An 11,507-nucleotide genomic window follows, 5' to 3' on the forward strand; every position below is an offset into this window, starting at 1 on the left:
TGACCGTTCCTCAAACCTGCTGCAAATGACGCGCGAAGATCACGCGCGCGTTTGCAACGTGCTCACCACGCGTGGCATAGAGCGCGTTCACGAGCGCCGCGCGCTGGCTCAACACGACGCGCTGATTGATCGACCCTTTGTCGGTAATTTCACCAAGATCGAGCGAAGGCGGCGCGTCCATCACGTGAAGCCGCGTAATGAGGGTCGCGCTGCCCGTTGCATCGCGGTTCAGCCGCTCCATCAGGTCAGCAAAGCAATCTCGCACGGCGGCCGAGTCCAGGACGTCGCGCGCTGCCGCGCCGGCGTCGAGCCCCGCGAGCACGCGGCATTCGTCCAGGCGCGGGAAGATCAGCACGCCAATGTCGTCGCGGTCCATGCCCGCGATCACCGCGTCCTGCACATACGGTGCACCGCCCGAGACGATGCGCGCGCGCATCGGCCCCACGCTCACGAACGTGCCAGAACTGAGCTTGAAGTCCTCGGCAATGCGCCCGTCGAACAGCAGGCCCAGTTCGGGGCGCTCGGCATCGACGAAACGCACGGCGTCGCCGGTGCGGTAGTAGCCCTCTTCGTCGAACACGTCGTGACGGTCCGTCTCATTCGCTCGCCAGTAGCCGCTCATCACGTTGGGTCCGCGAAAGCGCGCTTCGAGCTTGCCGTCCACCGGCACGAGACGCGTCTCGCAGCCCGGCGCGGGCAAGCCGATATAGCCCGCGCCCATCACCGGCCCCGTCGTGAAGAGGCACGACGGGGCAGTCTCGGTCATGCCAAGCCCCGCCATGATGCGGATGCGCTCGCCGCAATGGGCCTGCGTCACGCGTTCAAGCCTGTCCCACGCCGCCTGCGAGAGCCCCGCGCCCGCGAAGAAATACATCTTCACGCGCGAGAAAAACGTCTCGCGCAGGCGCGCGTCGGTTTCGAGCGCCGCGGTCAGTTCTTCCCAACCCTTGGGCACGTTGAAGTAGAGCGTCGGCGCGATTTCGCGCAAGTTGCGCAGCGTTTCTTCGAAGCGGCCCGCAACGGGTTTGCCATCGTCGATATAGAGCGTGCCGCCGTTGTAGAGCGCAATGCCCACATTGTGACTGCCGCCGAAGGTGTGATTCCAGGGCAACCAGTCCACCAGCACAGGCGGCTCCATGCCGAACTGAGGGAAGGTTTGCAGCAGCATCTGCTGATTGCTGCACAGCATGCGGTGCGTGGTGGGCACGGCCTTTGGCAGGCGCGTCGAGCCCGAGGTGAAGAGGAACTTCGCGATCGTGTCGCCATTCACGCGCGCTTGCGCGTCTTCGATGCTGCCCGGCTGTGCCTGAAGCAAAATCTCGAACGGCGTCTCGCGGCGCGCGCCGCCAGCCGGCGTCACCACCACGCGCTCGACGTGGTCGGGCACGGCGGCATCGAGCGCTGCCGCGAAAGCGGGGCCGTCAGCGGCGAATACGAGGCCGGGATTGAGCAGATCCAGCGCGTGCCGCAGCTTGCCGTAATCACTCGACACGAGCGAATACGCGGGCGAAATGGGCGCATAGGGCACGCCTGCCCACAGCGCGCCGAGTGCCACCTGCAAATGTTCGAGATCGTTGCCCGAAAGCAGCGCGACCGGGCGTTGCGCGGACAAACCCCGCTCGAGCAACGCCTGCCCGATCGCGCGTGCGCGTTCGAGCATCTGCGCGTAGCTGATGCCTTGCCATTGCCCATCGGCGCCACGGCGCGCCACGAGCCAGCGGTCCGGATGCGCGCGAGCGCCGCTCACGAGCCGGTCGGTCACGCGCTCGGGGAAGTCGTCTAGCGCCTCGGTCGAGCGCAAATACCAGCACTCGCCACGCCGTTCGATCTGCGGCGCGGCCGAGCCGATCGCGACAGCGCGGTAACCGGCGAAGTCCGGCTGCATGACGGCGCGAGCATGCGTTTGGGTCGGCTCCGAATCCAAAGCCTGTCTCCTTTGCTTGGCCGGTGCCGGGCAGCGCCGTGTGTCGACGCCGCCGGCCCGGTGGTTCATGGTGTAAGCGCGTTCAGATCGGATAGTGGCGCGGGCCGGTCTGCACGGTGATCCAGCGCAGGTCCGTGAATTCGGCAATCGAAGCCTTGCTGCCGAAGCGCCCATAGCCACTCGCCTTCACGCCGCCGAACGGCATTTGCGCTTCGTCGTGCACCGTCGGCCCGTTGATATGGCAGATGCCCGATTCAATGCGCTTCGCCACGTTCATCGCGCGCGCGATATCGCGGCTGAACACGGCGGCCGAAAGACCGTATTCGCTGTCGTTCGCCACCTGCAGCGCTTCGTCGTCGCCATCCACGCGCTGCACCGTCACCACAGGGCCGAACGATTCGTCGGCATAAAGCTTCATTTCGCGCGTGACGTTTTCGACGATCACGGGCTGCATGATCGCGCCGTTCACCTCGCAGCCGAGCGGCAGGCTCGCGCCCTTCTCGCGCGCATCTTCCACGAGCGCGCGTATGCGTCGCGCAGACGCTTCGCTCTCCAGAGTACCCAGCACCGAGCCCGGCTGCGTGGGGTCGCCGGCTTTCAGCGTGCGCGCCTTCGCCACGAGTTTTTCGACGAACGCATCGGCAATCTTGCGATCGACGATCACGCGTTCCGTCGACATACAGATTTGCCCCTGGTTGAAGAACGCGCCGAATGCGATGCCTTCCACTGCGGCGTCGAGGTCGGCGTCGTCGAGCACGAGCACCGGGGCCTTGCCGCCCAGTTCGAGCAGCGCCGGCTTTAGATGCCGTGCGCAATGCTCTGCGACGACGCGGCCCACGCGCGTCGAGCCCGTGAAGTTCACGCGCTTGACGGCGGGGTGGGCGATCAGACGCTCGACGATGGCCGGCGCATCTTCCGGCGCGTGCGTCAGCACGTTGACGACGCCCTCGCCGAGTCCTGCCTCGTTGAGCACTTCACCGATTAGCGCATGCACGCCGGGACACCCTTCGGAAGCCTTCAGCACCACCGTATTGCCGCACGCGAGCGGCATGGCGAGCGCACGCGTGGCGAGAATCACCGGCGCGTTCCAGGGCGCCATGCCGAGCACGACACCGCACGGCTGGCGCACGGCCATCGCGAGGCTGCCGGGCACGTCGGAGGGGATCACCGCGCCGTCGATCTGCGTGGTCATGGCAGCCGCTTCGCGCAGCATGTTGGCTGCGAGCATCACATTGAAGCCATACCAGTTCGCCATCGCCCCCGTTTCCGCCGCGCCAATCGCGATGAAATCCGTTGTGCGCGCATCCATACGCTCGGCGGCGGCGAGCAGGCGCTTGCGGCGCTCCGTCGGCGTGAGCGCGGCCCACGCGGGAAATGCGCGCGCGGCGGCGGCAACGGCCGCGTCGGCATCTTCCGGCGTGGCGGCGGCCGCCCGTGTGGCCACCGTACCCGTTGCCGGATTGACGCGCTCGAAGGTCTTGCCATTCGACGCGGCGCGCGCCGCGCCGCCGATCAAGAGGCGGGTTTCATGCATGGGGTTGTCTCCTCAGTCCTTGTGCGTTGCGAACGATCAGCGCTTGTATGCCTGCAGGCCCGGCTTGATGCTCTTCTCGTCGAGAAACTGCTTGAGGCCCTGCTCGCGGCCGCCTTCCTTGTCGCGATGGTTCGCCTGATCGAGCTTCGCGTAGAGGTAGTCCTCGTTCTGCTCCCAGGTGAGTTCGCGCGAACGCTTGAAACCATGCTTCGCGTTGCGCAGCACGACCGGGTTCTTGTCGAGCAGCTTCGCGGCGAGCGCGAGCGTTTCGTCGCGCAGCTGCGCGAGCGGCACGCTCTTGTTGACGAGACCCATTTTCGCGGCCTGCTGGCCCGTGAAAGTATCGCCCGTCATGATGTAGTAAAGCGCCTCGCGGTGGCCCACCGTATCTGCCATCGCCTTGCTCACGAGGTTGCCCGGCGGAATGCCCCAGTTGATTTCCGAAAGACCGAACGTCGCTTCGTCGGCGGCGATGGCGAGATCGCACGCCACGAGCGGCGAGAAACCGCCGCCAAAGCACCAGCCGTTGACCATCGCGATGGTCGGCTTGGAATACATGCGCAGCAGTTGCCATTGCCAGCGGCTCGCGTCGCGCCGAATGCGCTCCTGGAGCACGTCGGGGCCGGCGTCGACTTCGCGGAAATACTCCTTCAGGTCCATGCCGGCCGTCCATGCCGAGCCTTCGCCGGTCAGCACGAGCACTTGCGCCTCGGCGTCGAGCTCGAGCGTTTCCAGCACGTCGATCATCTCCTTGTTGAGCGTCGGGCTCATGGCGTTGCGCTTGTCCGGCCGGTTCAACGTCACCCAGGCGATGCCGCCCGCAACCGCAACCTTGACCGTTTTCCAGCGACCTTCGTAACTCATTCTCTATCTCCGTGAACACTGCCGCACTCGCGGCTTGAAATCAATTTACTATCAGGCTACCTGATATGTAAAGTAGAATATGATCTCGTCGGTAGAAACCCGTAAAACGCGATGAACCAGAAAACTTCCCCCACCGCGCAGCGTGCCCGAACCGCGCAGCAGCCCGCCGAGGGCAGCCCGCACGCCGTGCCGCCCATGCGCCTGAGCTACCTGATCGGCCAGCTCGACCGCGTCGTCTCCCGCCGCCTGACGGAAGCGCTCGCACGCCACAGTCTCACGCTGCCGCAATACACCGCGCTTTCGGTGCTGCGTGCGCGTGGGCGCTCCTCCAATGCGCAACTCGCCGAGCGCTCGTTCATCACGCCGCAGGCGGCCAATGAAGTCGTGAAGACAATGGAGGCGAACGGCTGGGTCATGCGCGAGGCCGACCCAATGAACCGCCGTGTGGTGCTGCTTTCGCTCACCGAAACAGGCAACGCGCTGCTGGGCGAATGCGACGCCGCCGCCGATCACGTGGAAGGCGCGATGCTCGACGATATGGACACCGAAACAGCACAGAAGCTGCACGCGCTGCTGCATGCCTGCGTGCGCAATCTACGCGCCGCGTAAGCGCGCGCTGCGCCCGACAAAAAGGAGGAGACGCCCTTGAACATCGCCCCGCTCGTCGCCATCGACACGCACGTCCACGCCGAAGTGTCGTGCTGCCAGCCGCCCGACCTCTTCGCGAAAGAATTCGACGAAGCCGCCGACAAGTATTTCGGCACCGTCCTCAAGCAGGGCCGCCGCCCGACGATACCGGAAACGATCGAGCATTATCGCGAGCGCAAGATTGGCTTCGTGATGTTCACGGTGGATTGCGAGGCGAATATCGGGCGGCGGCGCATTGACAACGAAGAGATCGCCGACTTCGCGCAGCAAAACGCCGACATCATGATCGCGTTCGCCAGCATCGACCCGCACAAAGGCAAGTTCGGCGCACGCGAAGCGCGTCGGCTGATCGAGGAGCACGGCGTGTGCGGCTTCAAGTTTCACCCCACCATGCAGGGCTTTTTCGCCAACGACCGGCTGGCGTATCCGCTATACGAAGTGATTGCCGAATATGGCCTGCCCGCCGTGTTTCATAGCGGCCACTCGGGCATGGGCCCGGGCATGCGTGGCGGCGGCGGATTGCGTCTGAAGTATTCGGAGCCGATCTATCTCGACGATGTGGCCGCCGATTTCCCCGACATGAAGATCGTGATCGCGCATCCCTCGTGGCCGTGGCAGGAGCAGGCGCTTTCCATCGCGCTGCACAAGCCCAACGTCTATATCGATCTTTCGGGCTGGTCGCCGAAATACTTCTCGCCGGAGCTGGTGAAGTACGCGAATACGTTGTTGCGCGAGCGGGTGCTGTTCGCTTCGGACTTTCCCTTGATCCGCCCTGATCGTTGGCTCGCGGATTTCGATACGCTCGACATCAAGCCGGAAGTGCGGCCCTTGATCCTCAAGGAGAATGCGGTGCGGCTGCTGGATCTCACTGCAAAGACCTGAACGCGGCCCGCCCGGCCAGGGTCACGCGGGCGGCTCGACCGCCGGGACGTGTTCGCCCGGCGCCTTCTCGCGCTTGACGGCGTACATCGCGAGATCGGCGCGGCGCAAGACCAGATCGACGTCCAGGTCGTCCGCCGCGACCGTCGTGAAGCCGACGCTCGCCCCGACGCTCACCAGCAGCCCCGGCGCGAGTTCGAACGGGCGCTCGATCGCTTCCGTCACGAGGCCGGCCCATTCGCGCGGCGCCCGGACCACGTGTGGATCGATGATCACGAACTCGTCGCCGCCCATGCGGGCCACCCATGCGCCCGCGCTCGCAAGCATGCGCAGGCGGCTCGCGACCTGCACGAGCAGCATGTCGCCGGCCTTGTGGCCATGCGCGTCGTTGACCCGCTTGAAGCCATCGAGATCGACGAAGAACACCGTCATGCCCGCCTTGATCGGCGTGGCGCTCGCAGGTCCCGCCGCGCTGAACAGGCCATCGCGGTTCAATAGCCCCGTGAGGGCGTCATGGCGCGCGCGATGGCTGTTTTCCCGTTCAGCCTTCATCGTCGAGATGAGCATGGCGTTCAGGTGGCGCGCGGCGGCACTCATGGCGAACAGATAGAAGGGAATTTGCAGGAGCGAGAGGAGGAGAACCGGCTCGCCGCCGAGCAGCGCGCCGATGCAGCACGGGCCGAGCGAAAGGCAGATCATGACCGCCACCAGCCGAGGCGCCGCGAAGTTGCGGAAGCAGATCCCGCCCACCATGGCGGCAGCGGAAAGGAAAGCGAGCGTAGCGGATACCCAGTCCCGGCTCATGGCGCTGACGAGCGCGCCGTAGCCCACCGTCGCGCCCCACAACGGCGCCAATAGAATATAGAAGTCGGTGGGCGTGCTCCTGCCCTCCCTGGCGCGGCGGCGCGAAAGGGTAAGCGTGGCGAGCCGCACCACGCAGACGACGATTTCGGCGAGGAGCCAGAACTTGAACGGAAGGGTTCCATGACGGCGAGCCAGAACCCACGCCACGGCCACGGTATTGGATACGCCGCCGAAGAAGATCGGCAGGGTTCCGAACAAGGTGCCGACAAGGGCCACACGTATTTCGCGCGGCGTGTCCTGTCCCGGCTCGCTCAACCAACGGGCCAGCTTGCCACGCGGCAAAGAGTAGATTTCGTTGCGGGAGCTCACATGCGTCACCGTCGGTCGTACCGCGCGCCAGACGTTCCCGCCTCTCGCGCCCTGTAAAGTCCGGGTCGTACGGCCGTGCGCAAGCAACGGGCGCCGTCGCCCAACTGCGATAACGGCAGGTTGTAAGGAAAACTTTAGGAATGCGGCGGGTGAGAAGTCATTGGTTGTGCCAGCAACCAATGGAGGATATATGCATGCACCGTACGCGAATTACATCAGCCGAAGCACGATTCTTTGGAGAAACGCTTGCAGGTCGCGTCGCGAGTCGATCACAAGGTGAATAAAAACGGTGTCGTCTCGAACCTGATAAATGATCCGGTTCTTGCCCGAAAGGACCTGTCGATACGTGCCGTCGACAAAGCCTTCAAGTTCGGCAGGCAAGTGGCCACTCTCCGGGAACTGGCGGATCTGCGCAATGGTGTCCTGGAGCTGAGCCGACGTCTGACGCCAGGTGTCCCATCCAAATGCGCGAACAACGTAGCTTCTCAGCTCATCGATGCCAATCCGCGCGGTCGGCAGGACGCGGTACTTCAGCAGCGGGGCGTGCATTAGCGAAGCTTTTCCTGGCGGTCGAGTTCGTTGAGCTCTGCGAAGAAATCGTCGCCATCTATATGGTCAGCGCGCTCGATCTGTTTTTGGCCGATGGCCAGGATCTTCAGCAATGCGAGAGTCTGTTGAGTCGATTCATAGCTCCGCACGTCCTGAACAACGAGTTTCGCTTCGCCGTTCTGCGTGATGATGAGCGGCTCTCCTGAGTCGGTCAGGTCCTTGACGATTTGCGCCGCTTCGCTCTTGAGGTAGCTGATTGGCTTCACGTGATCGGCGAGATGCATTGGGTGCTCCCATGGCAGGTCAAACAGGACTAAATATAGACCATTATCGGTCCGATCGCAACGCGCTTCCTGTTTTTTAGGGACGGTTCAGAGCGTTCGTAACGCCGCGCCATCCAGCACGTAGCGCGCAAAGAAGAAGTCCCGGATGCCGGTCACCGCATCGCCGGCAAAATCGAGCGCCACGAAATACGCCGGGCCGCCAGCCGGATCGTTGCGGTCGAACACCACCATGACGGGCCGTCCATCCACACATGCCGCTTCGAAGCGCCACTGTTGCGCGAGCGCGTAACGGTGCAGGTATTCGCCCACCTTGTCCCGGCCTTTCACTTGCAACCGGTTCACGAGGTCGAGTTGCACGTCCTCCGCCAGCATCGCGCGCAGCGCGTCGAAGTCCCGCGCGTTGAAGCACGCCACATACCGTACGAGCCGGCTGCGGTCCGGTTCGGCGAGAACCGGACCGGCCGGTTGCTCCGGCTCCCCGCCAAGTTCACGCAGACGGGCACGCCCTCGCTGCAGTGCCGACTTCGCAGCGGGAACGCTCGTTTCCATGACCTCACCGACCTCTTCCACCGAATACCCGAGCACGTCCTTGAGGATGACCGCGCAACGCTGGGGCGGCGCGAGGCGCATGAACGTATGCAAACTAGCCGCCGCGATCTCGCGATCCTGCTCCACGTCGCCCGGCGCCGCGATCGTCTCGTCGATCTCCAGCAACACAGGCGTGCCATCGCGCGCATGCCGTCGCAGGAAGTCCATTGCCGCGTTATGTGCGATGCGGAAAAGCCAGGCCTCCACATTCGTAATCGCGCCGGCGGTAGAGCGCGCTTCATAAGCGTTGAGCAGCGTGTCCTGCACCACGTCCTCGCCGTCGATGACCGAACCCGTCATCCTTGCGCAGTAGCGGTGCAGTCCTGGCCGCAACGTGCCAAGCAGCGTATCGAAGTCTTCGGGGATCGTCGGCTTGTCCGGCATGAAAGCGCTCCTGGTCGAAGGTGGCGGCTAAGCGTCCATCGCATGGGCAGACCTATCGCAGGAGCTTCGGCCCATGTTTGCGGCATGGCAACCGGATTGCGGACGCACTCGCGTCACTATGCATGGCGCCAGGGATGGCGACGGGCGGCGCCGGACGCCACCGCATTATCCAGAAGTTTTTTAACCTCCGCGTTATCGGTTGGCAGGTTCCAGTACGCCAAGTTCAGACTGTCGCGAACAAACGTCTGAAGGTCGCGCAGCGCCTTCGCGCCGGTAATCGAACGCAAGTCCCAGCGTGGACGGAAGTGGCGGGCGAAGGCCGCCCGGTCATCCGCGAGTTGCCTTAGCCGGTCCTGTTCCCACAACTCGCTCTTGTCCACTTCGCTCAGGGGTCGCGCAGTCCACGAGCACGCGAAAGTATCCCGGCCCGCGTTTGGGTAAAGCCGACGGGCGGACATATTACGGTAGCCGCGCTCCCAGCACATCAGGTCGTAATACTGCGGACCCGGAATGAGCGTGCATTGCCATCCAGATTCGAGCGGTACGTCGAGCGTGTTCCACCTCATAAGCTACCCGTCTGGGGTCTTCAGCGTACTCTGCATGTGCACGGAGGTTTGCAAAATAAGATCAAGATTGCGAGCGCACGTCCGCAAATATGCCCCTCTCGATCAGCATTCAATCGGCACAGCATCGGCTGGCGGTTGCTGCACGTCCGGCGGCCCCATTGCACCGATCTCACGACGTTCGCCCAAATGGCGGCAATGTGCGTTTCATAGCTACTCGCATCGCAATCCGCGTCATTGAAGCCGTTCATCACCGCATAACGCTCAGGATCCCAAGCGTTTGAATCGCTTAAGCGTCCAGCGGTACGATCGGGCTATCGCGCCGGAACCCGTAGGCTACGCCGTCGGCGTAGCGCGGATCGGTCAGGAGCGTGGCGACGTCCTCGCCATATTGTTCGGGCATGAGCGGCGCTCCGTAGCGCGCCAGATGATCTTCAACCGTCGCGCCATCCCGCTCTGCATACGCCGTCGCAACCGCACGCCCGAGGCCGGTTACACCGACGAGTTGCAGCGGCAACAACACCTGGAAATGCAGGCCAAGCTCGCGCGTACGCGCCACGCTGTTCGCGTTGTGCGCCATCAGCCAGATCATCCGCTTGGCGCCCACGTAGCCGCCCGAAAGGCGCATCCCCTCGGGGCGGATGGCCGGCAAGGAAAGCACCAGCGCCGCGCCGCTCGAAGCGAGCAGCACGCGGCCACCCTTGGGCATCGGTGCCTTTAGCGCGGCCTGAATACCATGAAGCGTGGCTTTGACGTCGTTATTCCACACGATGGAGAAGCTTTCGAAGGTCTGCTCTTCGATTGACCCCATCCACGGCGTCGCGCCTGCATTGAGAATGAGCGCCTTGGGCTGCAGGTCTGTGACGAGGCGGTCCATTAGCGCCGCGTCCGTCGCGTCGCCTTGTACGACTTTCGCGCCCAATCGCTCGATAGCGCTGAGGCCCTCACTGTCTCGCGCAAGAATGGTTACTTTCGCTTGCCTGAGAAGAAGCGCCTCTGCCATCGCAAGACCCAATCCCCGGCTTCCTCCGGTAATCAGCACCGTTTGATTCTGCATCGTCTCCATCGTGCCCTCCTGTCTGGTCGAAGCCGGCGCACTCTGCGACCGGCATGCTAAAGACGGATGGGCAAACGAAAACGGATCGGTCCGCTCGAAAAAATTTTCGACTGCGCGCAGCGATCGATATCGGCAACGCGTGCAAATGCGGGCTGCTCGCGGCGTGGCCGCTAACGGGCGATGATGACCGTCATCTCGGATTCGTACGTGATTTTCACGTGGCTATGGTGCTTGAGGCTCTGCATCACCTCGATGAGGTCAGGGCGGCTGACCCGAACGGAACGCGCTGTGCCCGACTTGTCCACGACGGTCAAGAGGTTGAGCTTGCGGTCGACGCCGGTGACTTGCGCCACGCCGCTGAAGACCCGGAGCACCTGGAAGTTTTCGTTGTCGGCGCCGGAGGAATGCTGGGTCACTTTTGCCGTGTGATTCAGGCGCGTGACCGCCGCGCCATTGGCGGGCGTCAATCCGGTGACGTACGGCTCCAGATAGTGGGTTGTAAGCTTGTCGCCAACCTTGACGACATCGAGCACGTCGCGATGATCTTTCACACTGAAGCTCAGGTCGTCGTGCCCCGGCACGGTCACGACGATGAGTGCATTCTTCTGATCGATCAAACTGATCGTGCCGCTTTCCGTGTCGACGGAGGCCCCGGCCGGCACGGCTTCCGAGGCGGCGGAGGCCTCTGTGTCGGCGGCGTGGCACATGGGTAGCGAGGCGGCATAGAAGCCAGTGGCCGCGACACAGAGCGCAAGGCAGCGCCCAAACGAAATGCACGTATTCGATCGATAGAGCATGGTAGTCCCCTTGAAACGATCAGGTGCCACGCTTGTTACGCCGGTCAGGGACCATGGCGTGTGCTCTCGGAGCCTAACACTGCAGGACGGTCCGACCATCGGACTTTAGTCCTATAGGAGTCTTTGCTCCCAGACAAACAATGCCATTATGCAGGGCTCCGAAGCATTGCTCCGACAAATGGCCGAAGGTATAAGGGAAGGATGGCCTGTATAAGGCCACTACCACGGCTCGTCCCATCCGCAGCCCATTCATGCGGGCCGTG

Annotated in this window: 12 protein-coding genes; 2 read left to right on the plus strand and 10 right to left on the minus strand. The window is 63.7% G+C overall.

Annotated features, from left to right (window positions below):
• Positions 1-10: 10 nt before the first annotated feature.
• From JMY28_RS29615 to JMY28_RS29625, 3 genes are all read right to left on the minus strand, one after another.
• Positions 11-1,924, minus strand: coding sequence for a feruloyl-CoA synthase (locus JMY28_RS29615; protein ID WP_236597104.1), 1,914 nt, complete (start codon positions 1,922-1,924; stop codon positions 11-13).
• Between the two features lie 82 nt (positions 1,925-2,006).
• Positions 2,007-3,458 carry an aldehyde dehydrogenase gene (locus JMY28_RS29620; protein ID WP_201699468.1) on the minus strand — a complete coding sequence of 484 codons (1,452 nt, stop codon included), beginning with the start codon at positions 3,456-3,458 and terminating at the stop codon, positions 2,007-2,009.
• Positions 3,459-3,494: 36 nt separating this feature from the next.
• Entirely contained in the window at positions 3,495-4,322 is an 828-nt protein-coding gene (locus tag JMY28_RS29625) for a p-hydroxycinnamoyl CoA hydratase/lyase (protein WP_201699469.1), read from the minus strand.
• A 111-nt stretch (positions 4,323-4,433) separates the two neighbouring features.
• On the opposite strand from JMY28_RS29625, the gene JMY28_RS29630 reads away from it, so the two are divergent.
• Positions 4,434-4,931, plus strand: coding sequence for a MarR family winged helix-turn-helix transcriptional regulator (locus tag JMY28_RS29630; RefSeq protein WP_201699470.1), 498 nt, complete (start codon positions 4,434-4,436; stop codon positions 4,929-4,931).
• Between the two features lie 36 nt (positions 4,932-4,967).
• The gene (locus JMY28_RS29635; RefSeq protein WP_201699471.1) at positions 4,968-5,852 is read left to right on the plus strand and encodes an amidohydrolase family protein; all 885 of its coding nucleotides are present in this window, start codon (positions 4,968-4,970) and stop codon (positions 5,850-5,852) included.
• Positions 5,853-5,873: 21 nt separating this feature from the next.
• On the opposite strand, the gene JMY28_RS29640 is transcribed toward JMY28_RS29635, so the two are convergent.
• The 7 genes from JMY28_RS29640 to JMY28_RS29670 form a co-directional block, all read right to left on the minus strand.
• Entirely contained in the window at positions 5,874-7,022 is a 1,149-nt protein-coding gene (locus JMY28_RS29640) for a GGDEF domain-containing protein (RefSeq protein WP_201699472.1), read from the minus strand.
• A 210-nt stretch (positions 7,023-7,232) separates the two neighbouring features.
• Positions 7,233-7,571 (minus strand): type II toxin-antitoxin system RelE/ParE family toxin, encoded by a 339-nt coding sequence (locus JMY28_RS29645; RefSeq protein WP_201699473.1) that lies wholly within the window; start codon positions 7,569-7,571, stop codon positions 7,233-7,235.
• Positions 7,571-7,855, minus strand: coding sequence for a type II toxin-antitoxin system Phd/YefM family antitoxin (locus tag JMY28_RS29650; protein ID WP_201699474.1), 285 nt, complete (start codon positions 7,853-7,855; stop codon positions 7,571-7,573). The genes JMY28_RS29645 and JMY28_RS29650 overlap by 1 nt, the downstream gene beginning before the upstream one ends.
• A gap of 87 nt (positions 7,856-7,942) precedes the next feature.
• Complete coding sequence (locus JMY28_RS29655) at positions 7,943-8,827, minus strand: sigma-70 family RNA polymerase sigma factor (RefSeq protein ID WP_201699475.1); 885 nt, start codon at positions 8,825-8,827, stop codon at positions 7,943-7,945.
• Between the two features lie 116 nt (positions 8,828-8,943).
• Complete coding sequence (locus tag JMY28_RS29660; RefSeq protein ID WP_201699476.1) at positions 8,944-9,207, minus strand: hypothetical protein; 264 nt, start codon at positions 9,205-9,207, stop codon at positions 8,944-8,946.
• Between the two features lie 472 nt (positions 9,208-9,679).
• Entirely contained in the window at positions 9,680-10,456 is a 777-nt protein-coding gene (locus JMY28_RS29665) for an SDR family NAD(P)-dependent oxidoreductase (RefSeq protein ID WP_201699477.1), read from the minus strand.
• A 161-nt stretch (positions 10,457-10,617) separates the two neighbouring features.
• Entirely contained in the window at positions 10,618-11,154 is a 537-nt protein-coding gene (locus tag JMY28_RS29670; RefSeq protein ID WP_201699478.1) for a hypothetical protein, read from the minus strand.
• Between the last annotated feature and the right edge of the window lie 353 nt (positions 11,155-11,507).

The sequence above is a fragment of the Paraburkholderia hiiakae genome (genome assembly GCF_904848665.1).
Lineage (GTDB): Bacteria > Pseudomonadota > Gammaproteobacteria > Burkholderiales > Burkholderiaceae > Paraburkholderia > Paraburkholderia hiiakae.